Origin of the sequence: Ralstonia sp. 24A2, from assembly GCF_051783885.1 — a bacterium.
Lineage (GTDB): Bacteria > Pseudomonadota > Gammaproteobacteria > Burkholderiales > Burkholderiaceae > Ralstonia.
In genome coordinates, this window is sequence record NZ_JBPVZD010000003.1 from 1,567,228 (window position 1) to 1,593,352 (window position 26,125).

Below are 26,125 nucleotides of genomic sequence, written 5' to 3' on the forward strand. Positions count from 1 at the left end.
GCCGGGCAAAGGTGGTGAACGATGCAAGCGCATGGCACCGACAAGGTCTTTGGGGGTTCGATTCCCGAGTTGTATGACACGCTGCTGGTTCCGCTGATCTTTGAGCCTTATGCAATCGACATTGCAGCGAGAGCCGCTGTGCTTGCCCCAAGGCGCGTGCTGGAGGTCGCGGCCGGAACAGGCGCCGTAACGCGCGTGCTGGCACGCACGCTTCCAGAGACCACGACCATTGTGGCGACCGACCTCAACCCGCCGATGCTCGATCGCGCTGCAACGATCGGCACATGCCGCCCCGTGACATGGCAGCAAGCCGACGCGCAGCAACTGCCGTTTGACGATGGCAGCTTCGATCTGATGATCTGCCAGTTTGGTGCGATGTTCTTTCCCGATCGTCCGAAAGCCTTTGCCGAGGCCCGCCGCGTGTTGCGGCCGGGCGGCACGCTGCTCTTCAACGTGTGGGACCGCATTGAAGACAACGTGTTTGCGCACGTGGTCACGTGCACGCTGGCGAGCGTCTTTCCTGACAATCCGCCGGCGTTCCTGGCACGCACGCCCCATGGTCATCACAACCCAGTGTTGATCGAGGCGGACTTGCGGCTCGGCGGCTTTACGCAGGTGGTGTACGAGACCGTGTCCGCACGCAGCCATGCTGACACCGCCCGCTTGCCTGCGTTTGCCTACTGCCAGGGCACGCCGTTGCGCGGCGAGCTGGAGGCATTTGGCCCCGACGCGCTAGCTGCTGCCACCGATGCATGCGCGGAAGCACTGGCCGCACGGTTTGGTCCGGGGCCGGTGGACGGAAGAATCCAGGCGCATGTCTTTACCGCAACGACAGCGTGACGCTTGCCGGTGGGCGTATCAGGCGGCCTGCTTGGTCGCGCTCATGTAGTTGCGGTTGTAGTTCAGCACGCGCCCCGTGGCGAGGTCGAAGCCGACGCGGCCGGTCAGCGTTTCCAGCGCCCGGCCATACAGGTGGAAGTGGCGCGTGGGCTTGTTGCCGAGCACGTGGATGCTGTGGATGTCCTCTGCGAGGAACGTGATGGGCGTGCCGGGCTGCACAATCACCTCGCGCGACAGGGCGAGCGTGGCGTGCTCCGGGTCGCGGCCGTCGTCCGTACGTGCGTATACGCGATTCAGTTCTTCGCCTTCCAGCGCAACGATCACCGCCCACGTGGTGTGGTTGTGCGGCGGCGTGATCTTGCCCGGGTTGATCGAGTTCAGATACAGCGCGAAGGTCTTGTCGGCCTCTTCATGCAGCAGGTAGCGGCTGGCGGCATCCGCATCACCAGACGGGGGCGGCGGGAAGGCGTCGAAGGGGAACAGCGCCTCCTGCGCAGCCAGCTCCTGCAGCCGATCGGCAATGCGTGCGAGGGACGTGTGCGTAATGCCATCCTGCGCAGCAATGGCGCGGACGGCGATGAGGGTTTGACGGACCGCTTGGTCGCGTTGCTGGGTCAGGCTCATGGCTTGTTGGTGCGGATGATGGAGCGGAGGATGGACTCCCCAGTGTAGGCCGCTGAACCCGCGCCACCAACGCAGCATCCCGCATATGCATAGACGCATCGGTTCGTTCTCGCGTGCGTGCCGGCGTGCCTACCATGGGCCTTTCCGTTACGCGCGAGGCCCGCATGTCTGTTCCTTCCATCAATGCCATCACGTTGAAGGCGTGGCTCCATGACGGCGCGGAGATCGCATTGTTCGACGTGCGCGAAGCCGGTGAATTTGGCGAAGGGCATCTCTTCCTGGCGACGCCGGTTCCGTACAGCCGCTTGGAGATCGATGCCCTGCGCCTGGCGCCCCGGCCCGACGTTCGACTGGTGGTGACGGATGCCGATGGCGGTGCACTCTCCACGCAGGCGGCGCGGCGTCTGCTCGATCTTGGCTATGGCAGCGTGCACGTGCTTGAAGGCGGCAATGCCGCTTGGCAGGTCGCCGGGTTCGCGCTGTTCAAGGGCATCAATGTTCCATCCAAGACCTTTGGTGAACTGGCAGAGCTGGCGTATCACACGCCGCACATCACCGCGGGCGAGCTGGCTGCCTGGCAGCGCGCGCACAAGCGCCATGTGCTGCTGGATGGGCGTACCGTTGCCGAGTACCGCCGCATGACGATTCCCGGCGCTGTTGCTTGCCCGAACGGTGAGCTGGCACTACGCGCGCACGCGCTCATTTCGGATGCTGACACGCCGGTCGTCGTCAACTGCGCGGGCCGCACACGTAGCATCATCGGTGCGCAAACGCTGCGCAACCTGGGGCTGCCCAATCCGATCTACGCGCTGGAGAACGGTACACAAGGCTGGCAGTTGCACGGCTTGACGTTGGAGCATGGCGCCAACCGCCGCTACCCCGAAACGATCGATGTGCCGGCACGCCGACGCGCGAAGGAAGCGGTGGCTGCCTTGTCGCGTCGCTTTGCCGTGCCGACTGTGACCGCTGCGGTGGTTCAAGCCGAGCGACAGCGCGGCTCGCGTACGCTTTTCCTGCTTGACGTGCGTACCGCTGACGCATTTGCACGCGGCAGCCTGCCAGGTGCCGTACATGCGCCGGGCGGCCAGTTGCTGCAGGCGACGGACCAGTACGTCGGTGTGCGTGGCGCCTGGTTGATCGTCTTTGACGATGATGGTGTCCGTGCCCCCGTGATTGCCAGCTGGCTGCGCCAGATGGGGTACGACGCTGTGGTGCTGGAAGGTGGTCTGAGCGAGGTGAACGCCACTGTGCTGGCACAGCACGACGCGCAATGGCAACCGGCCCCGCCTGTGGGTATTGATGCCGGCGCGCTGCGCAACGCTTTCGCGCGTGGTGAAGTCGTGCTGTTCGACCTGCGCAGCAGCGCGGCCTATCGTACGGCGCATATCCCCGGCGCACGCTGGGCAACGCGGCGACAGCTGCGCGATGTGCGCGGCGCACACGTCGTGCTGGTTGACGATGAGGTTTTGGTCAGCGCGCTTGCAGCGGTGGATCTGCACGAGCAGGGTGCGGTGTCTGTACGGCGTCTTGAAGGGGGCGTTGCCGCATGGCATGCCGCCGGGTATCCGCTTGAAGCGACGCCAGCGTTGCCGGCCGATGCTGACCGCATCGACTACCTCTTCTTCGTGCACGATCGCCACGACGGCAACCTCGATGCTGCACGCGGTTATCTCGCCTGGGAGATCGGGCTGGTGGCGCAACTGGATGTGCAGGAGCGCGCGTTGTTTGCGCTGGGCAGTTCCGACGCACTCGTCAGCGAACCGGTCGAGGCGGTGACCCAATGACCCGCGCATCCCGCAACGTGCCGGAAGCGCTTGCCACCCGGATCATCCATGCCGGCAGCCCGCCGTTTGTCGATGGAACCGCCCCCGTCAACGTGCCGATCGAGCGCACCAGCACCGTGCGCCACGCTAGCACGGCCGCCCAGCACGATGTGCATGCGCGTCGCAAGGCCGGCGAAAACATCGCGAGCTACGGCCGTCATGGCTCGCAGACGCACCGCGCATTGGAAGACGCACTGCTGGCGCTTGAAGGCGGCGTGCGTGCATTCCTGGTGCCGTCGGGCCTGTCGGCCATCGCATTGACGTTTCTGGCGCTGCTCTCGCCCGGTGATCACGTGATCGTGACCGACAGCATCTATGCGCCCGTGCGCAGGCTGGATGCCGCGCTGCTGCAGCGACTGGGTATCGACGTGTCTTACGTGACACCCAACGGCGGCGGCCTCGAAGCCGCCATTCGGCCGCACACACGGTTGATCTATACGGAATCGCCAGGGTCGTTGCTGTACGAGATCTATGACCTGCAGGCCATCGCCCGCGTGGCGCAACGCCACGGCATTCCGCTGGCAACGGACAACACCTGGGCATCGGGCATCCTGTTCCGTCCGCTGGATGCGGGCGCCGATGTCTCCGTGCTTGCCGCCACCAAGTACGTGGCTGGGCATTCCGACGTGATGCTGGGCGCGGTGATCGCGCGCACGGAAGCGGTGGCAGCCCGCATTGCCGCCGCACACGACGTACTGGGCTTGACCATTGGTGCGGATGACGCCTACCTGGCCTTGCGCGGCGTGCGCACGCTACCCGTGCGAATGGCGCAGCACCAGCGCAACGCAACGCGCGTCGCGCAGTGGCTGCAAGCGCAGCCCGGCGTGGGCCAGGTGTTCTATCCGGCGCTGCCGGATGATCCTGGTCATGTGCTATGGAAACGTGATTTCTCTGGCGCCAACGGGCTCGTCTCGTTTGTGGTCAAAGGCGCAGACCAGTACACGGCGGAGCGTGTTGCCGATGCCCTGCAGCTATTTGCCATTGGCGCTTCGTGGGGCGGCTACGAAAGCCTCGTTACCGTGGTGGCACCCGAGCGCCTGTCAGACCACGCGCAGTGGAGTCACACCGGTGCGGTGTTGCGCCTGCATGTTGGCCTGGAGGATGCGGATGACCTGATCGCAGATCTTGAGCAAGCGCTGCAGCATGCCCCGGTAGGGGAGCTGCACGCCATCGGCGGATGAGCGGGAGGGGTCAGACAGCAAACGCCGCGCTTGCGAAGGCGGCGTGCCAGGGCGCGTGGGCAGACGAAGACGGTCGCGCCCCAGCATGACCCGACAGCGCGCGCGAGAGAAACGCCCGTGTGCGCTCGCTGATCGGTGACGAGAACACTTGCTCCGCCGGGCCACGTTCGGCCACGACGCCATGCTCGGTAAACACCACTTCATCGCTGATGGCGCGAGCGAAGGCCATTTCGTGTGTCACCAGCACGCAAGTCAGTCCGTCATCAACCAGTTCTCCGATCACGTTGAGCACCTCGCCCACGGTTTCCGGGTCAAGCGCCGAGGTCACCTCGTCAAACAGGATCAGCTCGGGCCGCATCGCCAGCGCGCGCGCAATCGCCACGCGTTGCTGCTGGCCACCCGAGAGTTGCCCCGGGTACGCACGTGCCTTGTCGGCCAGGCCCACTTTCTTGAGCAGGGCGTGCGCGTCGGCTTCGGCCTCTTGCCGGGGCCGGCCCAGCACGCGCACCGGTGCGGCCGTCAGGTTGTCCAACACGCTCAGGTGCGGAAACAGGTTGTACTGCTGGAACACGAAGCCGATACGTTTGCGCAGAGCGATGGTGTCGGCCTCTGTGGTGAGTTGATCGACGCGGACGCCGTCCACCGTCACGCTGCCGTGTTGCGGCTGCAGTAGCCCGCTGATGCAGCGCAGGAGCGTCGATTTGCCCGAGCCGGAGGGCCCGATGATCGACACGGCCTGGCCGCGGTGCACGTCGAGATCAATGCCGCGCAGCACAGGTGTCGTGCCAAACGTCAGATGCACATCGCGCAGTGCAACGAGCGGGGCGCCGGCGGCAGGCGCATCAAGGGGCAACAGATCAGGCGACGACATGGGCGCGCTCCAGGCGCCGGGTCAGGCGCGAAATCGGGTAGCAATAGACAAAGAAGAGGGTGAGCACGGTGAAGTAGGTGAGCACCGTGAACGGCGTACGGTTGACGGTGTTGCTGGCGATCTGCGCGGTGTCGAGCAAGTCGTGCACACCCACCAGCGAGGCCATTGCCGTGCCCATGGTGATGACGGCGTACAGGTTCATCCACGAGGGCAGCATGCGGCGCAGGCACTGCGGCAGCACGATGCGCCAGAGGATGTCGCGACGCGTGAAGGCCAGCGATGCTGCCGCTTCCCATTGCGTGGACGGAATCGACAGCACCGCGCCACGGAAAATCTCCGCCACGTGGGCACTTGCCGGCAGCGCCAGAGCAAGCGTGACCTTGAACCAGTCAGGAAACGGAAACACATGCCCGCGCACGACAATCTCGAACGGCACGGCGTAAGCAATGCCGTACACGAGCACCAGCCAAGGCGCATTGCGGAAGGCGACGACGTAGCTGCCGGCAAGCCGCTGGACCCAGCGCGCCGGTGACAGATGCAGTGCACCGACGGCCAACCCAATCAAGGTGCCCAGCCCAACGGCAAGCAAGCTGATGCCGACATTGATTGCCAGCCCGCGCAGCAATGCCGGCGACCAGTGCAGCAGCGTCGAAAACAGGCCTTCAGGCATGGGCAGGTGCTCCTGTCACGGCATGGATTGCGGTGCCGTAGCCAGGCATGCGCAGCCGGCGTTCGATCCACACGCCGGCTGCGTGCACTGCGTAGGTGACCACGCCGTAGAACAGCAGCAACAGCACCATGCATTCGAGCACGTTGTCGCGCTGGGTCCAGATCATCAGTGCGCTGTAGGTGATGTCGCCCACCGCAATGGCCGATGCCAGCGACGACGCCTTCACCAGCTCCACCGTGTTGTTCATCAACGAGGGCAGCGCGGCGCGGAACGCCAGCGGAAGCTGCACGCGCCAGAGCCGCTCACGTGCACTGAAGCCCAGTGAGGTTGCGGCTTCCAGCATGGCAGGCGGCACCGCCTCGATGCCGCCGCGCAATGCCTCGGCATGAAAGGCTGCCTTATGCAGCGAGAGAATCGCCACTGCCCAGAAGAACGGCGTGAGCGGGTTGGTCAGATGCCACTGCGCCAGCGCCTGCGTGATGAGCGTGTTGACGACCAGGAACGCGCAGCACAGCTGCACCAGCGTTGGGGTATTGCGGGTGAGCTCCACAAAACCCTGGGCTAGTTGCGCAACGCGCCTGCGCGGCGAAATCAGCAGGCGCGCCAGCACCACACCAAAGATAAGGCTCAGCACCACGGTGCTGAACATCACCAGCAGTGAAAGCCGGGCGCCTTGCAGCAGTGCGTCGCGTTCATAGGCTTCGGCCAGGAAGCCGTAGTCGAGGCCCGTATGGCGGACCAGCGCAATCACGCGCAGAAGCAGATCATCAGCCATGCGAAGAACGAATCAGCTACGGCTCGCCTTGGCAGTGCCTTTTGCCGTTTCATGCCATTCGACCAGCGCGGGCGACGGTGGCAGGATGCCGTTCTTCTTCTCGGTCTCGATCAGCCAGCCATCGCGATGCCAGCCTTGCACGATGCGGTCGAGCGCAGCCACGGTGTCGTTCTCGCCCTTGCGTGCCCAGATGACGGTGGGCGAGGGGATCAGGTCGGGACCGACGACGCGGTAGTCCTTCCATTCCGGGTTGGTGCGCGGCAGCGGTTGCAGCAGCGTGGCGTCATGTACGGCGGCGGCGCAGTTGTTGCCACGCAGCGCCAGCAACGACTCAGCCGGGCTCTTGAAGCCCTTGGGCGTGGCGCCGATCTCGGCTGCCAGCGGCTTGGTATAGCTGCTGCCTTGCGACAGGCAGACATCCTTGCCTTTCAGATCGCTCCACTTCTGTACGGGACTGTCCTTGGGCACCAGCGCTACGCCGCCCACGCGGTAATAGGGCGATGGCACGTGCGCGAGCAGCTCGGCGCGCTCCGGGTTCAGCTCCATCGAGGCAACGAGAATATCCACGCGCCCTTGCTGTAAGAACTGGATGCGGTTGGACGGCTGCACCTGCACGGTTTCTACCTCCACGCCCAGCCCGCGCCCAAGTGCTTGCGCCAGGTCCACATTGAAGCCCGTCGCGCGCTGCGTGGCGGGGTCAATGGAGCCGAACGGCCCACCCGACAGCACGACACCCACGACCAGCTTCTTGCGTTGCTGGACTTTGTCGAGCGTGGCATCTGCAGATGCGACGGTTGCTGTAAGCAACGTGGCCACGGCCAACACAGTGGGGGCAAAACGGAACCAGCGGGAGCGAGCAGACATGGCGTGCGACAGATTGTTTCTGAGGCAACCATTGTGTGAGACGCCCGTCGTGCGGCGAACGAATAAAAACCGGAAACGTTATGCGGCGCTCACGGTTTCTGTGGGCCCAGCCGGGCTCGCCAGGCATGCTGCTGACTGTGCATCCAGTCGATGGTCTTGCGGCCCAGCGCGATGGATGGCAGCTCGACATAGCGATGCAGCAGTGCCGCCAGCGCAAGGGTCAGTGCAAGGTTGACGGCAAACAGTATGAGCTGTGTGGTGATCCACCCCGGTGCGATCACGCCCACCAGCCGATGCGTGGCCTCGATCACGCTTGGGTGAGCGAGGTAGAGTGCGTACGACAGCTCACCCAGCCAGACCGACACGCGTGGCACGCGGAGCTGGCCGCAATGCTCCATCGCCACCAGCCCGATTAGCAATGCACCCGCCGGCAGGCCACGCGCGAGCAGATCAAACCTGGGCATGGGCCCGATGACGGAGACGATGAAGGCGCTCAGGCCGACTGCAAACAGCACACGCGCTACGACGGGTGTCAGACGGTGCCGATGTTCCGCATACAACCACGCCAATCCCGCCCCCAGCAGGAATTCAAGCACGAGCGGGTTGGCGGCCATGGCCTGCATGGGTGTGGCCCAGGCATAGAGCGCTTCCGGGTCACGCAATACCACGCCGCCGTGCCAGAACGGCACGATGATGGTGGTGGTGAACAACGCCAGCGCGACCAGCCACAGCGCACGCCTGCCGAACAGCGCCAAGCCCGGCGCGCACAGCGCATAGAAGAACGCCTCGTAGTTGAGCGACCACCCGACGTAGAGCGCGGGGTAGCCAAAGTAGGGTGCATCCACATTGGCCTGAGGCAGGAAAGCGAGCGAACTGAGCAGCACGCCCACCGACACCGGATTGAGCCACGCGGCGTGCAGCACCGACATCAACCAGTACGGCGGCGCGAGCCGGAATGCGCGCTTGACGAGAAATTCACCGGGCGTTTCCGGCCCCTTCGGGCCCAGAATGGCGACCCACGCAATGATGAAGCCGCTGATGACGAAGAAGACATCCACCCCCACGTGCCCGCGCTTGATCACATGCGTGGTGAGCCACGCGAGGGCGGGAATGTCTGCATGGGCCAGCGCCAGGCCGGAATGGAATACAACGACATACAGCGCGGCAAAACCCCGCAGCGCCTGGATGCTTTGAAGAGAGGAGGAAGAACGGTTCACGCTGAATTGGACGCCGGCAGCGTGACGGAGATCACGCCGCCGTTGGAGGATAGGCAACCCAATGTCGTCAGCAAGATGCGTACCGCGTACCGATTGCGCGGTGGCGCACTTTGCCGCGCGCTCCAGCCGTAATGCACATTCTTGCCGGTTGTGTGCCAGGGCAGCGGGTGGCCACTGATGGCCGCCTCTCGGGCCGCCCGTGCCATCACGCCGCCTGGGGTGCCGGCTGAAAAAGCGATCGCCCGATCGCCTGCGCTGTTGCCAAATGCGGGGCAGGGTCCTGCATTTCCGATTCCAGCAGCAGTTCCGAAGTGACCACCGTGGCGCCGCAGTAGTCGAAGATGCCGTGATCGATCTGCGTCTTCATCGCCTGCGTGTAGCCGTGTCGCGCATACGTCTGCGCATTGGCGCCGCCGATGCCGACCAGATGCACCTGCAGGTGGCGCAGCTTCTTGACTAGCGTGCCATCGAGCCGATAGTCAAACGCCCAGCCATTTGAGAACACGCGGTCGATCCAGCCCTTGAGCTGTCCCGGCATTGACCACCAGTAAACCGGGTAGACCAGCACCAGGGTATCCGCCCGCGCAACGCGTGCCTGCTCCGCCTGCACGTCGGGCGTCGGGGTTGCCTGTGTTCGGTGCACGGCAAGGTCAGCCGCATTGAAGCGCGGGTCGAACTCCTCGGCCGCAAGATCGGCAATCTCGAACGTGTGGTCCGGGTCGGCCTGCGTTATCCCTTTGCCAATCTGCGCGGCAACACTGTGGCTGAGCGACTGCGGCTCGGGATGCGTGACAACGATGACGGCATGCATGGTAAGACTCCTGTTTCTGTGGGCCCGGGCCAGACCGATGGAGGCTCCGGCGATATACTTTCAGTAAGTTACTGTTGGTAAACTACTTTTGGTAAGTTATGAAGTCAAGCGACAACGCTGATGAGGTGGCCGCCGGCGGCAAGGCGCGCAGCCGGATGTCATGGGACGAGCGTCACCGCCAGTTGCTGGATGTGGCATGGCGGTTGATTCGTGAAGCGGGCACGGATGCGCTTACGCTCGGCTATCTGGCGGAACAGGCCGGGGTCACCAAGCCGGTGGCCTATGACCATTTCGACACCCGTTCGGGCTTGCTTGCGGCGCTTTATGCAGAGTACGACGCGCAGCAGACGACGCAGATGGATGCCGCGCTGGCGCGCAGCGAACCAACGCTGGAGGCCCGGGCGAGGGTCATCGCCGCAGCCTACGTTGAATGCGTACTGCGTCAGGGGCGAGAGATACCAGGGATCAACGCGGCGTTGAACGGTTCACCGGAACTGGAGGCGATCAAGCGCGCGTACGAAGCTGCGTTTCTCGACAAGTGCCGCGCCGCCTTCGCGCCGTTTGCTGGCAGCGGCAAGCTGGCGCAGGCTGGGCTGCGAGCGATGCTTGGCGCTGCGGAAGCGCTCTCGCACGCCGCTGCCAATGGCGAGATCACCCCAAAGCAGGCGCGTGATGAACTCTTCGAGACCATCGTTGCCATGGTGGCCCGCAACACCCGCGAGCGTACGCGCAAGGGGGCGTTGCGATGAGCCGGCGTACACCGCGCACACCGCTTCAGCCCAGGAAGACGCCCAGCCAGCCGCGTTCCGAGGAGACGGTGGCCGTCATCATCGAGGCGGCCGCCCAGGTTCTGGAGGCTGACGGGGTGGACGGGTTCAACACGAACGCCGTTGCCCGGCGCGCGGGCGTCAGCATCGGGTCGCTCTATCAGTATTTCCCCGGCAAGGATGCGCTCACGGCGGCGCTCATGCACCGCGAACGGAAGCAGTTCAGCGAAGACATGGCTGCAGCGCTGTCCATGCGCAGTGGCAAGGCGGCGTTGGAGCATTTAATCGGGGCATCGGTGCGGCAACAACTGCAGCGTCCCATGCTGGCCAAGCTGCTCGATATTGAAGAAGGGCGACCGGCACTGCGTGGTGAGGTGAACACTCTGGATCTGGAATCGCTCGTCAGTGCCGTCGTCCAGCGTGCGGCGCCACGGCATCCGCAACCGCAGGTGGCTGCGGCCGATCTGTTCGCCATGGTGCGCGGCCTGGTGGATGCCGCTGGCGAGCGCGGCGAAAGCGACCGCGAAGATCTGGAGCGCCGCGTTCGGGCCGCCGTGTTCGGTTATCTGGCAAGAACACGTCGGCCCTGAGGCTTGAACCTGCGCCTCACGAATGCGAGCAACACGATTCACGTCGCGTGCTGTCATGCCGTGAACGGCTCAGTGGCGCGGGTTTTCAGGCTTTTCACCTGAAGCTTCGATGCGAGTTGTTGGGGTGGGCACGAGCCCATATTCTGACGTCGTCAGGCGGTTACGGCATTGGGCCACCGCCACCCTCAGAGAGCACGACGATGACAGCATCCATGCAACCCATGAAGCTCAACCACCTGAGTTTTCCTTCTGCCGACACCCTTGCGACGGCCCAGTTCTTTGAACGCCATCTCGGCTTCACGATTGCGGGCACGTGGGACAAGTCATACATCCTCAAGCGTCCGGGCTTTGACGTGGTAATCGATCACGCTGGTGACGAGGCCCTGGCCTGGCCCAGCAATTTCCACGTCGGGTTTGAGTTGCCGAGCCTGGATGCCGTGCGCGAGCTGCACGCGCGTTTCCAGGCCGAGGGCGTCAAGATGGAGACGGAGGTGTTCAACAACGGCCGCGGTTCGCGCTTCTTCTGCCGTGCACCGGGCGGTGTGATGTTTGAACTGAACACCCGATCGGACGCCGCACCGGCGTACCAAGGCACCTTTGACGACTGAACTACCGGCGCAACCAAGCTGGCCAGAACCGGCACTTGGATGGTGCGGCCGTGCCAGTCGCCGGCGGTGATGACGGCTGGCTCAGCGGCACTTGACGCTGTAGTCGGCCACGCTCGGGAGGTCGTCTTCGCCCATCGTGGTCAAGGACAGTTTGCCGACCGTGCTGGTGTAGCTGTAGCTGCAGTAGGCGAGGCCCGTTCCCGAGCAATCGTCAGTCTCAATGACGCCGCGCTTGAACAGCGCAGCTTGCCGCGGGTCGCCACTGGCTTTGGCGCGCACGGGGTTCCAGCCCTTGGCGGCCAGCGCCTTGCGTGCCTTGTCGATCGGCATGCCGTAGACGCTCGGCACCTTGGCGCGGCCCTGGCAGACAGCGTCTTCGCTGGCAATCTTGCTCAGGCGCAGCGTGCCGTCGGCATCGACATGCAGGTCCCCAACGGGCGAGGTGGTGATATCACCATCCCACACGCGCACGGCGCCGCTTTCGAGCGGAATCAGGTTGCCGATGGCGGTGTCTTCTGCTGATTTTCCGTAGGCCAGGGCGATCAGCTTGTCATGGTCGAACACCGCCACGTTGCCTTGCGTGATGCTGCAGGTGCCGCTGGTGGCGGCCTGCATCTGGCCCGCAAAGCTGACTGCGCGATACGGCCCCAGCGGCACGTCGGCCATGACGGCCCAGCCCTGCGAGGCCACCCGCCTGGCAGCGGCAGACTTCGGCTGGATGACCGCTTGTGGGCAATCTTCGCGGTCATGCTGGGTGCCGCCGGCTTTCGGCAGGGCAGCGCCCGCCTTCATGCGGATGTCTTTCAGCTCGGAGACCACGCGGGGTGCCGTCGTGTTCGTTTGCGCAGCAGCGGGCAACGACAGCGGGAGGTTCAGCGCCAGCGCGGCGCTGAGCGTCGTGAGTGCGGCAGGTACCGGGAAGGTATGCATGACGAGAGCGCGCATCGCATGGATGCGTAGAAGCAGGTTGGATGGGAGGTCGTGGTGCGCCTGATTGCGGCCTACCGCTTGCGGTAGAACTCCACCTTGACGTTGCTTTGTGTTTCGCAGTGCAGGCTGACCGTATAGCCCCGTTCATCGCTCACGCCTTCGTGGTTCAAGCCGCAGCCGGCAATGCGGTATGGGTTGAACGGCACGAAACTGCCATCCGTCGGACGCACCATCTGTGCCGCGCGGCTGGCTTTGCCGGTGCCGATGGTCTGGACGAAACGGACCTGGCCAATCACCACGGGCTCTGCCGTCCGGACAAAGGCCGATCGCCCCTGGTCATCGGTCACGCCGTTGACCGAGACCAACACAGACCGATCCCGCTCTGACTTGAACACCACCAGTTCATACGGTGTGTTGGCAAGCTTCTGCCGCGAGGTGGTGTCGTGCAGCTCGAAATAGCATCCGTAGTTGCCGTCGCCCTCGGTAGGCTGACCCGGCACGGCTGGGTAGTGACAGGCGTAGGAGGAATCAGCCGGCAAGGACGTGGACGTCATGCCGGGTTGCTGGGCACCTTGTGTGGCGCAGCCCGCAAGCAGCACGGCAACGGCGAGCGGGGACAGGAGATGGCGAAGCGTCGAAAGCGGCATAAGTGAAGGCTGCGGCAAGGCGCAGTCGGCGGGTTTGTCTTGAGTGGTGCAGCCGGCGATTGTCGCTGCAGTGGGTGGTGTGCAGTGTTGTGGTTTCTTAATCTTGCACACGTGCGATGCCGAAGTCTGGCGATTGCGCAGGCGTTCGATCAAGCAGCGCCTGGCAGGCCCTGGCAGCCTGCTCGGTGGCCACCATCGCAACGCTGGTTCGGACCGGCAGTCGCATCGTCAATCCGCCGAGTCTGGCTCCAGCCTGGGAGGAACAGCAAGGAGGGCGCATGAAAGCTGCGCCCGTCCTCAAGCATCATCGCGGTGTTCTGCTTAGAGCAGCTTGCACGCCTCGTCAAAATCCAGGCGTGGGCTGCGCGGGAACAGGCCCGCCGGATCGCCATAGCCGAGATTGCAGAGGAAGTTCGTCTTGATGTGGCTGTCGGGAAAGTACTCCTGCTCGAAGCCCTGCGCCTGCGCCGTTGATGGAAAGAACTCGTGATCGACCTTGGCCTGATCGAACCCGGACATCGGCCCGCAATCCAGCCCGAGTGAGCGGGCCGCCAGCATGAAGTAGGCGCCCTGCAGCGAGCTGTTGCGCCGCGCCGTGACTTCAGCCAGTTCCGGCGTGTCGGCAAACCACGACCGCGCATCTGCGTGCGGAAAGAGCTTGGGCAGCTTGTCGTAGAACTTCCCGTCATAAGCGATGATGGCCGTGACTGGCGCATTTATCGTCTTCTCAAGATTGCCCGGCGCCAGTGCCGGACGAAGGCGTTCCTTCGCTTCCTTGGTGCGTAGAAACAGAATGCGCGCCGGGCTGCAGTTGGCGCTAGTCGGGCACCACTTCATCAGCTCGTAGAGCTCCCGTAGCGTGTCATCGCTGACAGGCCTCGCTTGCCAGGCGTTGTGTGTGCGCGCCTGGCGAAACAGCAAATCCATGCCTTCGTTGTTCAATCGCTTGTCCATCGTGGTCTCCTGGGGGAAGCGGAGATTGCTCGTGCGAAGTTTGCACAACCCGTCACACGACTCGCCGGCGGTGTGTCGAGCGCAACCTGTCCAGACGTTATAGGTTCGCTGGCTGCATGTGTGGGAAAAGTTTGGCGTGCGAACGCCATATGCCGCGCCGACGAAGCAGTAGTCGCTGCCTGGTCAAGACCAATGGAAACCCATCGGTGGGCACGGTGGGTCCCATCAAACATTGCGTCTGCTCGGATAGCGGGGCCGAGCCTGTCGTGGGCAGCCAGACGGTGTCAGTGCGGTGATGTGGTGGTGCGCGTCCGGCTCCAAGTTCGTCACGCGGCAGGGCCTGACTGTGGGCGGTGGGTTCACCTCGTGGTGAGGGGAGGTGGCCTGTGCTCGGGGCGCAGATCTGATTGGTCAGATCAGTGGACAGAAGAAGCGAGCCGCAGGCTCACTCTGCAAACTTCTTCAGCAAGCGAAGGAATTCCTGAAACTCGGCCGGGCTGAATTTCTGGAGCCGGTTGTTCAGCACCTCCGATGCGATATCGGGGATCTGGTCCGCAATGTCCAGACCCGCGACAGTCAGTTCGAGATTGACCACGCGGCGGTCTTCCACGTTGCGGCTGCGCACGAGCAGACCTTTCTGCTCCAGCTTGTCGAGCGTGCGCGTCATCAAGCCGGTATCGATGTCGAGCAGTTTGGCGAGCTCGTAGGGCGTATTGACAACGCCGCGCGCCACCGTCAGCAGAATGCCGACCTGCTGGCTTGTGATGTCCAGCGGCTTCAGGGCGTCATCCAGTTCCATCGCGGTCAGGTTGCGGCCGCGGTTGAGGAAGAAACCGACGCTTTGTATCACCTGGAAGTTGTCACGGTTGTAGTGCTTCATCTCGCGTTCGCTACGTTGATGGGCAGAACAGTATTTGACAAGTCAGATTCTGCCAAAGAGAAATTGCAACGGGTACCGGATGGGTCGGCTGTCTTCCTTGGCTGGAAAGTCGTGTGCCGCCATGGTTTAATGCTGTATATATATACAGTATTCGTACCCCCGCACGTCAGGCTGATCAGGCGAGCAGGGTGGTCGACTTTGGGTCAAGGCAACGATGTTGATCAAGGAAGCGGCTCCGCCAGGGCGCGCACAGACGACGATGATGCAAACAGGACAGGTGGCACACATGCCCTCGCGAATTGCAGTGAGGCCAATTAAGACAGCTGCAGCAACGGCACGCGCCTGCACCCGAGAAGAAGCGATCCGGCTGTTGAAGTCGGGCGGCATCGTCGCCGTTGAGCTGGATTACGAGTCCGGTTGGCAGGATGCCGTTGCGCTCGGCCGGCTGGGTCGTGCGGTTGGCATTCGCGTCGCGTTTCGCGGGCAGGAGAACATCGCCGTCAAGTCACCGGTCGCGCTGGCTGCCGGCCTTGCACGGCTGAAAACCACGTTCCGGCAGCGGAATCTCTACTGCCAGTTCGACCTCGATCGGCTGGCGACGGACGAGCTGGAGCAGCTCGAAGCCAAGGCCGCCAAGCTTGGCGATTACGTGCTTGGTGGGCATCTGATGAAGGACGTCGACACCGTTTGGTCTGAGTAGTCGGTGCCGGTGTCTTTTTGATCAAAATCGATGCGGCTCTGCGCGTACGTTCGGAGCGCCGCTGCAGACGTGTCCCAGGATTCGCCCCTTCGACAGGGGGCGGACTCCATCCTATTTACGGGTTCCCACTAGTACACAAAACGAGCGCCGCCTCCCAAGATGCGCACACAAAGTTAAGCGCTTAACTTTGTGCTCCGCGACATCGCCTCCCTGTGCGCGCAAGAGGGCCGTTCCGTCGTCGCGTCCTGCGTTGCGGGATTCCCCCGCGCGCCCGTCCCATTCTTGATAGCGAGGTGGTCATGCGCAGTGTTCTTTCAGACAACAGGGCAGACAGGAAGCGCCCGCACCGATTTGCGGCGCTTGTCGCGTCGACGCTGTTCGCCGTTCTGTCCCCCGGTATCGCCAGCGCGGCGTCGACGTATTACGTCGATTGCTCCGCGAGTGCGGCCGGTACCGGTGCCAGCACCAGCCCTTGGAATTCGATCAGCCAGCTCAACGCGTGGACGTTCACCCCCGGTGACACGCTCCTCTTCAACAGTGGCACCACCTGCACGGGAGCATTTCTCGGCAAGGGTTCGGGGACGGCTACCGCGCCCATCACCGTGGGGGCGTACGGCAGCGGCGCGCCCCCGGTTATCAACGCCAGCGGTGCACGGGCAGCGATCGAGCTGGACAACGTCGACTACTGGTCGATCGGTGCGATCAAGCTGACCAACCCGGCGGCATCGGTGGGGCTGCGCAACGGGCTGCTGGTGCAGTCAACGGATGGCACGGCGCATACCGGCTTCGACATCAACGGGCTGATCGTGGATCGCGTTGCAGGCCAGACCAACAAGGCGACCAACTCGAACGACTACATCCACTCCGCGGGCATCGAGTTTGACGCTGACACCACCAACGGCTCGACCTTGAACAACGTGCACGTGTACAACACGCAGGTCAGCAACACCGGGGGCGGCGGCATCAAGGTGCGCACCGGGTCGATGACCAAGCGCGGCCAGAACATCCACGTCGACCACAACACGATCACGTCGGCAGGTGGTGATGGCATCGTGGTCTCGTACAGCGAGTCGCCGCTGATCGAGTACAACGTTGCCAATGACCTGGGCGGTGGCGTGTATCCCTTCACGGGCGGCAACTTTGCCGGCATGTGGGTGCTGGGCGATCACAACCCGACCATCCAGTTCAACGTTGTGACCGGCAACCACGCGTCGGTGGCGGACAGCCAAGCCTGGGACTGCGACTGGGGCAACACCGGTACGTGCCTCGTGCAATACAACTACAGTCGTGACAACTACGGCGGCTTCTATTTGAACTGTGATGGCTGCGGCACCTCCGGTGGCGCCACGCAGATCGTGCGCTACAACGTCGCCCAGAACGATTGCCGCACGAACAGCGTAGGCAACGCGGTCACGCTCTGGATGTACAACAACACGTTCTATTGCCCCAATACCAAGCTCAACATCGTGTTGCCCACCTCATCCAAGGTGTGGAACAACATCTGGGTGGCGACCACGACGTCCACACTGCCGACGGGTAGTGGGATCGACTATCAAGGCAACGTCTACCAGGGCGTACCTGCGCCCACCTCTGACGGCGTGATCGGTGCTCCCGGGTTCATCAAGCCGGGCACGGGCGGCAATGCACTGGCGTCGACGGCGGGCTATTGGCTGGGGACCAGCTCCCCCGCGTTGAGCAACGGCGTGATCGTGCCAAACAACGGTGGGCGGGACTACTGGGGCAATCCGGTCTCTGCGACGGCCAATCCGAACCGTGGCGCCTACAATGGCCCGGGTGTCACGCCAACAACCCTGAACGACACGGCAGACGCCTACGTGCGTGACGGCACCTACGCCAGCACGAACTTCGGCACGTCGGTCGATCTGGCCGTGAAGAACGATGCCACCAGCTACGCCCGCGATTCATACCTGATGTTCGATCTGTCGAGCGTGAGCACGCCAATTAAGCAGGCCACGGTGTACCTGACCTCCACCACCGTGGGGCAGACTGGCATTATCAACAACGGCTACCCCGTAGCCGACCACACCTGGACGGAAAGCGGCATCACCTGGAGCACCATGCCCGCGATGGGAGCCTCGCCGCTGGCGAGCTGGACGGCACCCGCCGTCGGCAATGCCGTGGCGATCGATGTCACCTCGCAGGCGATCAGCGCGCAGGGCAGTGACAAGCGGCTGGCGCTGGCTGTGACCTCGCCTGTCAACGTGGGGAGTGGTGGCCTGGTGACCTACGCCTCCAAGGAACACACGACGGCGGGTTACCGACCCGTGCTGGTGGTTGTGCCGGCAAACTGAAGATCGGTAGGCGCAGTGCGCCCGCGTAAGAATCGTTCAGATTCGAAGATGCGCATAGCAATTCACCTGCGCCTGCTGTAAGCGGCATCCATTGAGGTTCTCTCCATTGGCCTGGCCCCCGCAAGGGTTGCCGGGCCTTTTTCTTGGGCGATGCGTGCCCAAAAAAATACCCGGCAACGCTGTCGATGCCGGGCGTAAGGAAACGATGAAGCCATGGGCAAGCCAGCCCAGGGCAACGACAGCGTAACGGCGATAGATCTGTCGAAATCTGAACGAATCTGACGCCGTGACAAGGACGCTACAGCGCTGGATTGCGTTGGCCGAACATGTTTTCGCTTCACGTCTGTTGCCATGCAGGACTTGCGCTGCCGTCAGGGCGCGCTCCCACGCCGTTTGCCGTGCACAGCAAGCTGACACGCAGCCGTGTTTAGCGGGCGCATCAGGGAAAGCACCAACTCTTCACTCGCAGTGGGTTTGTTACTCTAGTTAAACGCTTAACAACGCCGTATGGCGGAACGAAGCCAAGAACGCGCGTGAGAGCCGTCGGAACACCAATCAAGGTGTATTTGGAGGAAGAGACCAATGAAACGTAAATATTTCGCCGCCCTGTTGGCCATGGGCCTGGCAGGTGGCGCCTATGCGCAGTCCAGCGTCACCCTGTGGGGGCGTGTGGGCGGGGGCATCGAGTACATGAGCAACATCAAGACAGGCGCCAACACCAGCGGCTCGAAGCTGGCCGAAGGCAGCCAGTGGGGCACCAGCATCTGGGGGATGAAGGGCACCGAAGATCTGGGCGGCGGCACGCAGGCGCAGTTCTGGCTGGAGGGCGCCTTCGCTTCGGACACCGGCAACCAGGGCGGCGGCAAACTGTTTCAGCGCGGGGCCTGGGTGGCACTCAAGAACGCCGACTACGGCATGTTGCGCCTGGGGCAGGGCAACACCATCAACAACTACATCTGGCGCTTCGATCCGTTCCTGCTCGAAGATTATTCGGCGTCGACGTTCACGAACTATCGCAACGGCAACAAGCTGGCCAACGGCATCCGCTACGAGTCGCCCAGCTTTGGCGGCTTCGAGTTCGGCGCGCAGTTGAACCTGGGCGAGAGCCCGGACGGCTTCCGCAGGGGGCCTGAGGATTCCGTGCTGTCCAACATCGGCATGTCCTACGGCGTGACCGTCGCCTATGTACAGCCGACCTGGGAAGTGCGCGCCCTGTACGACGAGGTCAACAGCAACAATGGCCGAATCGACAACCTGTTCATCGCGTCGCGTGAACTCTTCCTGGGCGCCAAAGCGCAGATCACGCCCAGGCTGCTGGCGCAGGTGGGCTGGGCGCACTACACGGCACCGGACACCGCGCCGGGCCTGTCGCGCGTGGCCAACCACGTCTGGACCGGCCTGACGTATGACGTAACGCCCCGGCTCCACGCCATCGGCGCGGTCTACATGATGAAGGTGGGCAAGGGGCAGTGGACCAGTGACCACGACGGCGAAGGCCGCGGCACGATGTTCAGCCTGGGTGGCATGTATGACCTGTCCAAGCGCACGTTCCTGTATGCCACGGTGTCGTACGTGAAGAACAGCGCCAATGCCAACTTCTCGGTGCGTCCGACGGCCCCAGGCTATGGCGACGCTGTGACCGGCAACGGCAATTCGCCCGCAGCGGGCGGCTCCCAGCTCGGCGCCTACGCCGGCATCATGCACAACTTCTAAGCCAGCGCTTGCCGTTCAGGGCAATCCGCCTGGGGTAAATACCTAGCATCTCCCTATCGATTGACCTTGTTCCAAGCGGCATCTTAGGTAAAATCAGTTAAACGCTTACCAAGACAAAAACAAAGCGTCTGAGCCACCGATCAAGCGATCAAATCGTCGTCGGTGGCGCAGACTCCAAATCCCATCGTGGAGGAAGACATGCAGCGTCGTTATGCGAAGTTTCTCGCCGGCGGTTTGCTGGCTGCGACGGTGGTCGCAGCGCAAGCGGCCGTCGTCGAGCTCAACGTGAGCGCCTGGAAGGGCGGTGCGGCAGAGCCGGCAGCCATGCCGGAGCTGATCGCCAAGTTCGAGAAGGAAAACCCGGACATCAAGATCAAGTTCGACTACATCGCCCGCAATGACACGACGACCATCATGTCGTCGCGCCTGCAGGGCGGTGCGGCACCGGACGTGATGATGGTGGACCGTCCGCTGATGCGTCAGTGGGCAGCGGCAGGGCAGCTCATGGACCTGAGCGCCGATCCGACCATCCAGAAACTGGCGCCCGATGTGAAGCCGCTCGCCCAGATCGGCGGCAGGTACTACATGGTGCCGATGGAGGTGGTCGGCATCGGTCTGTTTGCCAACGAGACCTTGCTGAAGAAGGCGGGCGTCGACCACGTGCCGACCAACATCAGCGAGATGAAGGCGGCCTGCACGAAGCTGCGCGCAGCGAACATCACGCCGCTGCTTCTGCCCGCCAAGGATGGCTGGGCGCCCGCCATGCTGGCGCTGACCATGGGCCTCGCGCCCAGCGTGAAGGCGAACCCGTCGTTTGTCAGCGATGTGGTGGCCGGCAAGCAGAAGTTCTCGTCCAACCCGAATTTCAAGCAGGCCATCGGCGCCCTGAAGGAACTGGCGGACGCCCATTGCTATGACCCGAAGCTGAACGTCGGTATCGACCCATGGGGCCTGGGCCTGACGGAGTTCACCGCCGGTCGCGTGGCGATGATGCCGCAGGGCGCATGGAGCATCCAGAAGTTCACGGTCAACGGCAAGCCGGCCGTCGACTTTGTCTTCGCACCGCTGCCGTCGCTGGATGGCGGCAAGGCGGCCGGCCTGGACATGCTGGGCACGGCCTGGGCGGTCAACGCGGCGGCCAAGCAACCTGCTGCTGCCAAGCGCTGGCTGCAGTTCTGGTCGAAGGAAGAAAACCTCGGCAAGTTCCTGCAGGCAGAGGCCGCATTCAGCCCGTTTGCGGGCGGCCAGAGTGCGATCCCGGCGTCGGAGCGCCTGTATGCCGAGGCGCGCAAGGCGGGCAACACGGTGGCGCACCCCAAGGGCGATGTTTCCGCCGCCTTCATCCAGGAAATGCAGAAGAGCATGGCGGCCTACCTCCTGAACATCAATCAGGACCAGGGTGCAGTGCTGGCGCGTTGGGACAACGCTCCGCAACAGCAGTAAAGGCTGTCCTGACGTGCGCCGGGGTTGCGATGCCATCGCCGCCCCGGCCGATGGAAGAAGAACATGAGCAAGAGAAATCACCTCTTATGGTTCGCGCTGCCAGCGCTGATCCTCTACGCGATATTCGGCATCTATCCGCTGTTCAGCGCGGTCCGGCTGAGCTTCACGAACTTCGGTGGCGTGGGCGCAGAGACCTGGATCGGCCTGAAGAACTACGCAGAGATCCTGGCCAATCCGGAGTACTTCAACGTGCTCAAGGTCACGCTGGCCTATTGCGTGATCGTGGTCGTAATCCAGAACACGCTGGGTCTGCTGTTTGCGGCGCTGCTGTTCTCGCTGCCCAAGATTCGTAGCGGCGCGCGCGTTGCGTTGCTGGTGCCCAGCATGTATTCGGCGGTGATTGCTGCGTTTGTCTGGCAGTACATCTACTCGCCGTTGGGCGGCGGGCTGAATGAATCGCTGAAGACATTCGGCCTCGACAACCTGCAGCAGATCTGGCTGGGGGACCCGGGCATCGCGCTGTTTGCCGTGGCCGCTGTGCAGATCTGGATGTACGTCGGTTATTCCACCGCGATTTTCCTGGCGGGCTACATGAGCATTCCCGCTGAGCTGTACGACGCGGCCCGCATTGATGGGGCCAACGCCTGGCACCGCTTCACGAAGATCGACATCCCGCTGCTGGCGCCGTCGTTCACCGTGAGCATCACCTTGAGCACGATCGGCACGCTCAAGAGTTTCGAGTTGCCGCTGGTGCTCACGCAAGGTGGCCCGGATGGTGCGACCACCACGCTCGGCCTTCAGATCTTCAACAGCCTGTTCGGCGAATACCGCTTCGGTTTCTCCAGCGCCCTGTCCATCGTCATGCTGATCATGATCGCGACGATTGCCTACGTGCAGAACTGGATGCTCCGCAAACGGGAGCAAGCCCTATGAAAGCCCTCTCCATGACAGCATCGTCGGGCGCGACCCAACGCCGCCCCCTGTTCCACATCCGCCGTGTGCCGGACATGCTGGGCGGTGCGCTGGCCATCGGCATTGCCGGCGTGATCCTGCTGCCGATCTTCTACATGCTGATGATGTCGGTGCGTTCGGGCATGGACATCGCCGCGAACCCGCTGGGCTTTCCGCGCAGCCTGCAGTGGGACAACTACGTGCGCACGTTTGCCGAGATGAACTACTGGCGCAGCGTGGCCAACACGATCGGCATCACGGTGGCGGTCACGGTGCTGGTGTCGGTGATTGCGTCGATGGCCGCGTATCCGCTGGCGCGGCTGCGCTCCAGGCTGTCGCACACGCTGTACGTGCTGCTCACGCTCGGGTTGACGATCCCAATGTTCGTCAGCCTCACGCCCACCTATCTGCTGCTGCGCAACTTCGGTCTGCTCAACAGCTACGCCGGGATCATCCTCGCCTATACGGTGCTGAATCTGCCGCTCGGTGTGTTCTTCTACTGCAGCTTCCTCAAGAGCATTCCGATGGAGCTGGAAGAGGCGGCCATCCTGGACGGATGCACCCCCTGGCAGGTGTATCGCCACGTGATCCTGCCGCTGCTGCGCCCGATTACCGGCACGCTGGCCATGTTCGTCACGCTGCATGTCTGGAACGACCTGGTCTATCCGCTGCTCTTTCTGCAGGACGAGCACAAGTTCCCGATCACGGTGTCGGTGTTCCGTTTCATCGGCACGATGGATGTTGACCCGACCAAGCTGTTTCCGGCGGCGGTGCTGGGCACATTGCCGCTGCTGGTGATGTTCTTGGTGCTGCAACGTCAGATCGTGGCCGGCATTACCGCAGGCGCGGTAAAGGGATGAACATGAGCAAACAACAGTTCGGAATTGGTGGCCGCGTGGTCGTGGTTACCGGAGGGGGGGCGGGCATTGGCCTCGGCATCGTCAAGGTGCTGGCGCAGCAGGGCGCGCGCGCGGTCATGGCGGAGTGCAACCCAGAAGGCAGCCGCACCAGCGCGGTCCTGTGCGAGCAGGGCCTGGATGTCCGGTTTGTTCAATGCGATGTGGGTGACCCCGCAAGCATCGATGCGCTGTTCGCCGAGGTGCGCAGCCACTACCCCAGGCTCGACGGTTTGGTGAACAACGCGGGGCTCACCATCCACGGCGATTTTCTGGAAGCGTCGCTGGAATCGTGGGAACGCATGATCAACGTGAATCTGCGCTCGGTGTTTCTGTGCTCGCAGCACGCCGCGCGGATGATGGCTGCCTCCGGTGGCGGCGCCATCGTCAACATCTCGTCAAACCACGCGGGGGCCAGCACCGAAGGCTTTGAGGGCTATGCGGCCACTAAGGGCGGCATCACCGCCATGACCCGGGCGATGGCGTGGAGCCTGGGCAAACACCACATCCGCGTGAACTCGCTCAGCCCCGGGCTGACCCTGACAGACCACATCGGCCAGCTCATGTCGGACAAGCCCGAGCTTGGCCGTTTCTATCACGCACTGCACGCCACGCAACGGATCAACCAACCGGAGGATGTCGGCCAGCTTGCCGCCTTCCTGCTGTCGGACGCGTCCATCAGCCTGACGGGTGCAGACCTGATGGCAGACAACGGTCTGTCTGCCCATCTGTTCAATCGCAGCGGAATTTGAAGATGAAGATTACGAAGCTCGAAGTGTTTCCGGTGGCGCCTCGCTGGCAGTTCCTCAAGGTGGAAACGGATGAGGGGATCTCCGGTTGGGGCGAACCCATCGTGGAAGGGCGCGCAGCCACCACGGCCGAAGCCGTGCATGAGTTGTCCGACTACCTGATCGGCAAGGACCCGCGCCGCATTGAAGACCTATTCCAGGTCATGTATCGCGGTGGTTTCTATCGTGGCGGTCCGGTGCTCAGCAGCGCTATCTCCGGCATCGAGCAGGCGCTGTGGGACATCAAGGGCAAGGCGCTCGGTGTGCCGGTGTATGAGCTGCTGGGCGGTGCGGTGCGCGACAAGGTTCGGCTGTACGCGCACGTGCCGGGCGCCACGCCGGAAGAGTGCGCCGCCGCCGCCAAGAAGCTGGTGGCATCGGGCTACACCGCGCTGAAGATGGGCGTGGTATCCGAGACCGACTGGGTGGAACGTCCCTCCAGCATCGATGCGGCCGTCAACCGCTTTGCTGCCGTGCGCGAAGCGGTGGGACGCGACGTGGGTCTGGGTATCGACTTTCACGGGCGCGTACGCCGCTCCGTTGCCAAGGTGCTGGCCAAGGCAATCGAACCGTTCGACCCGATGTTCTACGAAGAACTGCTGTTGCCCGGCAACTCCGACGCGCTGCGCGAGGTAGCCCGCAACTGCGCCGTTCCGCTGGCAACAGGCGAGCGCATGTTTACGCGGTGGGATTTCAAGGCCGTGCTGGAAGACGGTGTCGTCGACATCATCCAGCCCGATGTGAGCCACACCGGCGGCATCTGGGAGCTGCGCAAGATTGCCGCCATGGCCGAGGCCTACGACGTGGCAGTCGCCCCGCATTGCCCGCTGGGGCCGATCACGCTCGCGTCGTCGCTGCAGATCGATCTGTGCACGCCCAATGCGTTCATCCAGGAGCAATCGACCAACGTGGCGTATCACACCGATGACAACGCCATGTTCCGGTACCTCAAGGGTGATCCGTTCAACTTCAATGCGGGCTTTGTCAGCCGCCTGGAAGCGCCGGGCCTGGGGATCGAGGTCAATGAGGCAGCGGTTCGTGAAGCCGCCATCACGGGGCACCGCTGGCGCAATCCGGTGTTCCGTCTTGAAGACGGCTCCGTCGCCGAGTGGTAAGCGGGTCAACACGCAGGAAGAACGATCATGGCAAAAGTGGCACTGCATCACATCGGCAAACGGTATGACGACGGCACCGAAGTCATTCGCGATGTCAGCCTCGAAATCGAGGACGGGGAATTCATGGTGTTCGTCGGGCCGTCCGGTTGTGGCAAGTCGACAATGCTGCGCATGCTGGCGGGCCTGGAAGACATCACGCGCGGCGATCTGCTGATCGGCGAGCAGCGCGTGAACGAGATCGCACCGTCCAAGCGCGGCATCTCCATGGTGTTCCAGAGCTATGCGCTATACCCGCACATGTCGGTGTACGACAACATGGCGTTCGGGCTGAAGCTCTCCGGCGTCAAGGGCGAGGAGCTGGACCGGGCGGTGCGCAATGCCGCCGAGATCCTGAAGCTCACGCCGTTGCTGGAGCGGCGCCCGAAGGCGCTGTCCGGCGGGCAGCGGCAGCGGGTGGCGATTGGCCGAGCCATCGTCCGCAAGCCCAAGGTATTCCTGTTCGACGAACCGCTGTCGAACCTGGACGCCGCGCTGCGCGTGCAGATGCGCATTGAGCTGGCCCGTCTGCATAGCCAGCTTGCATCCACCATGGTCTACGTGACGCACGACCAGGTGGAAGCCATGACCCTGGGCGATCGCATTGCGGTGTTCAACGCCGGACGCATCGAACAGGTCGGGCGCCCGCTGGAGTTGTACAACCGGCCCGCCAACAAGTTTGTGGCGACGTTCCTGGGCTCGCCCAGCATGAACATCCTGCCGTGCAGCTTCATGGTCGATAGCGCCGGTGGTGCGCGTCGCGCGCTGGTTGGCAATCGCACGGTCATCGGGCTGGGCGAACACCGCCAGGCCGCCGCGTCCAACGAAGGCGCCATCGGCATCCGCGCCGAGCACATCGATATCGGCTCGGCCGGCGTGCTCGATGTTCCCGCACGCGTGACGCTGATCGAGCACCTCGGCGAGATGGCTATTGCCTATGTCGAGATTGCGGGCCACGCCGAATCCGTGGCCGTGAAGCTGCGCTCGGAGAAGGTCGAGTACGAGATCGGGCAGGACGTCAGCATTGGCTTCCTGCCGCAGCACATCTACGTGTTTGATGCCGAAGGCACAGCAGTCTACTGAGCGGTGACGCAGACCAGTCGTCCATAACAAAAAAGT

At 63.5% G+C, this 26,125-nt stretch carries 26 protein-coding genes; 15 read left to right on the forward strand and 11 right to left on the reverse strand.

All coding sequences use genetic code 11. From position 1 onward, the window contains the following. Positions 1–21: 21 nt before the first annotated feature. Positions 22–840 carry a class I SAM-dependent methyltransferase gene (locus ACS13N_RS24640; RefSeq protein WP_438934213.1) on the forward strand — a complete coding sequence of 273 codons (819 nt, stop codon included), beginning with the start codon at positions 22–24 and terminating at the stop codon, positions 838–840. Between the two features lie 18 nt (positions 841–858). Here ACS13N_RS24640 and ACS13N_RS24645 read toward each other — a convergent pair whose 3' ends face one another. Next, the gene (locus ACS13N_RS24645) at positions 859–1,464 is read right to left on the reverse strand and encodes a cysteine dioxygenase (protein WP_438934214.1); all 606 of its coding nucleotides are present in this window, start codon (positions 1,462–1,464) and stop codon (positions 859–861) included. 164 nt (positions 1,465–1,628) lie between these two features. Between ACS13N_RS24645 and ACS13N_RS24650 the strand changes: the two genes are divergently transcribed. Then, positions 1,629–3,248, forward strand: a complete 1,620-nt coding sequence (locus ACS13N_RS24650; RefSeq protein WP_438934215.1) for a rhodanese-like domain-containing protein — start codon at positions 1,629–1,631, stop codon at positions 3,246–3,248. Continuing rightward, positions 3,245–4,468: a cystathionine beta-lyase gene (gene metC, locus ACS13N_RS24655; protein WP_438934216.1), complete on the forward strand. Its 1,224-nt coding sequence runs from the start codon at positions 3,245–3,247 to the stop codon at positions 4,466–4,468. Before ACS13N_RS24650 ends, metC begins: the two co-directional genes overlap by 4 nt. A 10-nt stretch (positions 4,469–4,478) precedes the next feature. On the opposite strand, the gene ACS13N_RS24660 is transcribed toward metC, so the two are convergent. From ACS13N_RS24660 to ACS13N_RS24685, 6 genes are all read right to left on the reverse strand, one after another. Further along, positions 4,479–5,339 carry an amino acid ABC transporter ATP-binding protein gene (locus ACS13N_RS24660; RefSeq protein WP_438934217.1) on the reverse strand — a complete coding sequence of 287 codons (861 nt, stop codon included), beginning with the start codon at positions 5,337–5,339 and terminating at the stop codon, positions 4,479–4,481. Then, the gene (locus ACS13N_RS24665) at positions 5,326–6,009 is read right to left on the reverse strand and encodes an amino acid ABC transporter permease (protein WP_438934218.1); all 684 of its coding nucleotides are present in this window, start codon (positions 6,007–6,009) and stop codon (positions 5,326–5,328) included. The genes ACS13N_RS24660 and ACS13N_RS24665 overlap by 14 nt, the downstream gene beginning before the upstream one ends. Beyond that, positions 6,002–6,784 carry an amino acid ABC transporter permease gene (locus ACS13N_RS24670; RefSeq protein WP_438934219.1) on the reverse strand — a complete coding sequence of 261 codons (783 nt, stop codon included), beginning with the start codon at positions 6,782–6,784 and terminating at the stop codon, positions 6,002–6,004. The genes ACS13N_RS24665 and ACS13N_RS24670 overlap by 8 nt, the downstream gene beginning before the upstream one ends. A 12-nt stretch (positions 6,785–6,796) precedes the next feature. After that, the gene (locus tag ACS13N_RS24675; protein WP_438934220.1) at positions 6,797–7,648 is read right to left on the reverse strand and encodes a transporter substrate-binding domain-containing protein; all 852 of its coding nucleotides are present in this window, start codon (positions 7,646–7,648) and stop codon (positions 6,797–6,799) included. 89 nt (positions 7,649–7,737) lie between these two features. Continuing rightward, positions 7,738–8,865 (reverse strand): acyltransferase family protein, encoded by a 1,128-nt coding sequence (locus ACS13N_RS24680; protein WP_438934221.1) that lies wholly within the window; start codon positions 8,863–8,865, stop codon positions 7,738–7,740. Between the two features lie 205 nt (positions 8,866–9,070). Then, positions 9,071–9,676, reverse strand: a complete 606-nt coding sequence (locus ACS13N_RS24685) for an NAD(P)H-dependent oxidoreductase (RefSeq protein ID WP_438934222.1) — start codon at positions 9,674–9,676, stop codon at positions 9,071–9,073. Positions 9,677–9,774: 98 nt separating this feature from the next. Here ACS13N_RS24685 and ACS13N_RS24690 point away from each other — a divergent pair, with 98 nt between their 5' ends. The 3 genes from ACS13N_RS24690 to ACS13N_RS24700 all read left to right on the forward strand — a co-directional run bounded on the left by ACS13N_RS24690 (position 9,775) and on the right by ACS13N_RS24700 (position 11,641). After that, positions 9,775–10,425: a TetR/AcrR family transcriptional regulator gene (locus ACS13N_RS24690; protein WP_438934223.1), complete on the forward strand. Its 651-nt coding sequence runs from the start codon at positions 9,775–9,777 to the stop codon at positions 10,423–10,425. Beyond that, positions 10,422–11,033, forward strand: a complete 612-nt coding sequence (locus ACS13N_RS24695) for a TetR/AcrR family transcriptional regulator (RefSeq protein ID WP_438934224.1) — start codon at positions 10,422–10,424, stop codon at positions 11,031–11,033. The genes ACS13N_RS24690 and ACS13N_RS24695 overlap by 4 nt, the downstream gene beginning before the upstream one ends. Positions 11,034–11,254: 221 nt before the next feature. Next, complete coding sequence (locus ACS13N_RS24700; RefSeq protein ID WP_438934483.1) at positions 11,255–11,641, forward strand: VOC family protein; 387 nt, start codon at positions 11,255–11,257, stop codon at positions 11,639–11,641. 81 nt (positions 11,642–11,722) lie between these two features. On the opposite strand, the gene ACS13N_RS24705 is transcribed toward ACS13N_RS24700, so the two are convergent. The 4 genes from ACS13N_RS24705 to ACS13N_RS24720 form a co-directional block, all read right to left on the reverse strand. Further along, positions 11,723–12,586 carry a PASTA domain-containing protein gene (locus ACS13N_RS24705; protein ID WP_438934225.1) on the reverse strand — a complete coding sequence of 288 codons (864 nt, stop codon included), beginning with the start codon at positions 12,584–12,586 and terminating at the stop codon, positions 11,723–11,725. Positions 12,587–12,642: 56 nt separating this feature from the next. Beyond that, positions 12,643–13,125, reverse strand: coding sequence for a hypothetical protein (locus tag ACS13N_RS24710; RefSeq protein WP_438934226.1), 483 nt, complete (start codon positions 13,123–13,125; stop codon positions 12,643–12,645). Between the two features lie 414 nt (positions 13,126–13,539). Continuing rightward, positions 13,540–14,172, reverse strand: a complete 633-nt coding sequence (locus ACS13N_RS24715; protein WP_438934227.1) for a malonic semialdehyde reductase — start codon at positions 14,170–14,172, stop codon at positions 13,540–13,542. 445 nt (positions 14,173–14,617) lie between these two features. Beyond that, a complete protein-coding gene (locus ACS13N_RS24720) occupies positions 14,618–15,052 on the reverse strand; it encodes a MarR family winged helix-turn-helix transcriptional regulator (RefSeq protein WP_438934228.1) in 435 nt (144 codons plus the stop codon). Between the two features lie 286 nt (positions 15,053–15,338). On the opposite strand from ACS13N_RS24720, the gene ACS13N_RS24725 reads away from it, so the two are divergent. The 9 genes from ACS13N_RS24725 to ACS13N_RS24765 all read left to right on the forward strand — a co-directional run bounded on the left by ACS13N_RS24725 (position 15,339) and on the right by ACS13N_RS24765 (position 26,089). Continuing rightward, positions 15,339–15,752, forward strand: a complete 414-nt coding sequence (locus ACS13N_RS24725) for a PHA-granule associated protein 4 (RefSeq protein ID WP_438934484.1) — start codon at positions 15,339–15,341, stop codon at positions 15,750–15,752. Positions 15,753–16,051: 299 nt separating this feature from the next. After that, the gene (locus ACS13N_RS24730) at positions 16,052–18,064 is read left to right on the forward strand and encodes a CBM96 family carbohydrate-binding protein (protein ID WP_438934229.1); all 2,013 of its coding nucleotides are present in this window, start codon (positions 16,052–16,054) and stop codon (positions 18,062–18,064) included. Between the two features lie 582 nt (positions 18,065–18,646). Further along, entirely contained in the window at positions 18,647–19,777 is a 1,131-nt protein-coding gene (locus ACS13N_RS24735; RefSeq protein ID WP_438934230.1) for a porin, read from the forward strand. A 198-nt stretch (positions 19,778–19,975) separates the two neighbouring features. After that, positions 19,976–21,220, forward strand: coding sequence for an ABC transporter substrate-binding protein (locus tag ACS13N_RS24740; protein ID WP_438934231.1), 1,245 nt, complete (start codon positions 19,976–19,978; stop codon positions 21,218–21,220). 63 nt (positions 21,221–21,283) lie between these two features. After that, positions 21,284–22,153, forward strand: a complete 870-nt coding sequence (locus tag ACS13N_RS24745; RefSeq protein WP_438934232.1) for a carbohydrate ABC transporter permease — start codon at positions 21,284–21,286, stop codon at positions 22,151–22,153. Continuing rightward, complete coding sequence (locus ACS13N_RS24750) at positions 22,150–23,031, forward strand: carbohydrate ABC transporter permease (RefSeq protein ID WP_438934233.1); 882 nt, start codon at positions 22,150–22,152, stop codon at positions 23,029–23,031. The genes ACS13N_RS24745 and ACS13N_RS24750 overlap by 4 nt, the downstream gene beginning before the upstream one ends. Before the next feature lie 2 nt (positions 23,032–23,033). Next, on the forward strand, positions 23,034–23,819 hold the full coding sequence (locus ACS13N_RS24755; protein ID WP_438934234.1) for an SDR family NAD(P)-dependent oxidoreductase: 786 nt from the start codon (positions 23,034–23,036) through the stop codon (positions 23,817–23,819). Positions 23,820–23,821: 2 nt separating this feature from the next. After that, positions 23,822–24,970 carry a galactonate dehydratase gene (gene dgoD, locus ACS13N_RS24760; protein WP_438934235.1) on the forward strand — a complete coding sequence of 383 codons (1,149 nt, stop codon included), beginning with the start codon at positions 23,822–23,824 and terminating at the stop codon, positions 24,968–24,970. 27 nt (positions 24,971–24,997) lie between these two features. Beyond that, entirely contained in the window at positions 24,998–26,089 is a 1,092-nt protein-coding gene (locus ACS13N_RS24765) for an ABC transporter ATP-binding protein (RefSeq protein WP_438934236.1), read from the forward strand. The last annotated feature ends 36 nt before the right edge of the window (positions 26,090–26,125 follow it).

Bases quoted from the DNA above. Each gene is read 5' to 3' on its own strand.
- ACS13N_RS24660 (WP_438934217.1), bottom strand. From the start codon at position 5,339: ATGTCGTCGCCTGATCTGTTGCCCCTTGATGCGCCTGCCGCCGGCGCC.
- ACS13N_RS24640 (WP_438934213.1), top strand. From the start codon at position 22: ATGCAAGCGCATGGCACCGACAAGGTCTTTGGGGGTTCGATTCCCGAG.
- ACS13N_RS24685 (WP_438934222.1), bottom strand. From the start codon at position 9,676: ATGCATGCCGTCATCGTTGTCACGCATCCCGAGCCGCAGTCGCTCAGC.
- ACS13N_RS24695 (WP_438934224.1), top strand. From the start codon at position 10,422: ATGAGCCGGCGTACACCGCGCACACCGCTTCAGCCCAGGAAGACGCCC.
- ACS13N_RS24705 (WP_438934225.1), bottom strand. From the start codon at position 12,586: ATGCGCGCTCTCGTCATGCATACCTTCCCGGTACCTGCCGCACTCACG.
- ACS13N_RS24675 (WP_438934220.1), bottom strand. From the start codon at position 7,648: ATGTCTGCTCGCTCCCGCTGGTTCCGTTTTGCCCCCACTGTGTTGGCC.
- ACS13N_RS24645 (WP_438934214.1), bottom strand. From the start codon at position 1,464: ATGAGCCTGACCCAGCAACGCGACCAAGCGGTCCGTCAAACCCTCATC.
- dgoD (WP_438934235.1), top strand. From the start codon at position 23,822: ATGAAGATTACGAAGCTCGAAGTGTTTCCGGTGGCGCCTCGCTGGCAG.
- ACS13N_RS24765 (WP_438934236.1), top strand. From the start codon at position 24,998: ATGGCAAAAGTGGCACTGCATCACATCGGCAAACGGTATGACGACGGC.
- ACS13N_RS24735 (WP_438934230.1), top strand. From the start codon at position 18,647: ATGAAACGTAAATATTTCGCCGCCCTGTTGGCCATGGGCCTGGCAGGT.
- ACS13N_RS24755 (WP_438934234.1), top strand. From the start codon at position 23,034: ATGAGCAAACAACAGTTCGGAATTGGTGGCCGCGTGGTCGTGGTTACC.
- ACS13N_RS24710 (WP_438934226.1), bottom strand. From the start codon at position 13,125: ATGACGTCCACGTCCTTGCCGGCTGATTCCTCCTACGCCTGTCACTAC.
- ACS13N_RS24665 (WP_438934218.1), bottom strand. From the start codon at position 6,009: ATGCCTGAAGGCCTGTTTTCGACGCTGCTGCACTGGTCGCCGGCATTG.
- ACS13N_RS24740 (WP_438934231.1), top strand. From the start codon at position 19,976: ATGCAGCGTCGTTATGCGAAGTTTCTCGCCGGCGGTTTGCTGGCTGCG.
- ACS13N_RS24720 (WP_438934228.1), bottom strand. From the start codon at position 15,052: ATGAAGCACTACAACCGTGACAACTTCCAGGTGATACAAAGCGTCGGT.
- ACS13N_RS24750 (WP_438934233.1), top strand. From the start codon at position 22,150: ATGAAAGCCCTCTCCATGACAGCATCGTCGGGCGCGACCCAACGCCGC.
- ACS13N_RS24670 (WP_438934219.1), bottom strand. From the start codon at position 6,784: ATGGCTGATGATCTGCTTCTGCGCGTGATTGCGCTGGTCCGCCATACG.
- ACS13N_RS24715 (WP_438934227.1), bottom strand. From the start codon at position 14,172: ATGGACAAGCGATTGAACAACGAAGGCATGGATTTGCTGTTTCGCCAG.
- metC (WP_438934216.1), top strand. From the start codon at position 3,245: ATGACCCGCGCATCCCGCAACGTGCCGGAAGCGCTTGCCACCCGGATC.
- ACS13N_RS24650 (WP_438934215.1), top strand. From the start codon at position 1,629: ATGTCTGTTCCTTCCATCAATGCCATCACGTTGAAGGCGTGGCTCCAT.
- ACS13N_RS24725 (WP_438934484.1), top strand. From the start codon at position 15,339: ATGCCCTCGCGAATTGCAGTGAGGCCAATTAAGACAGCTGCAGCAACG.
- ACS13N_RS24745 (WP_438934232.1), top strand. From the start codon at position 21,284: ATGAGCAAGAGAAATCACCTCTTATGGTTCGCGCTGCCAGCGCTGATC.
- ACS13N_RS24730 (WP_438934229.1), top strand. From the start codon at position 16,052: ATGCGCAGTGTTCTTTCAGACAACAGGGCAGACAGGAAGCGCCCGCAC.
- ACS13N_RS24690 (WP_438934223.1), top strand. From the start codon at position 9,775: ATGAAGTCAAGCGACAACGCTGATGAGGTGGCCGCCGGCGGCAAGGCG.
- ACS13N_RS24700 (WP_438934483.1), top strand. From the start codon at position 11,255: ATGAAGCTCAACCACCTGAGTTTTCCTTCTGCCGACACCCTTGCGACG.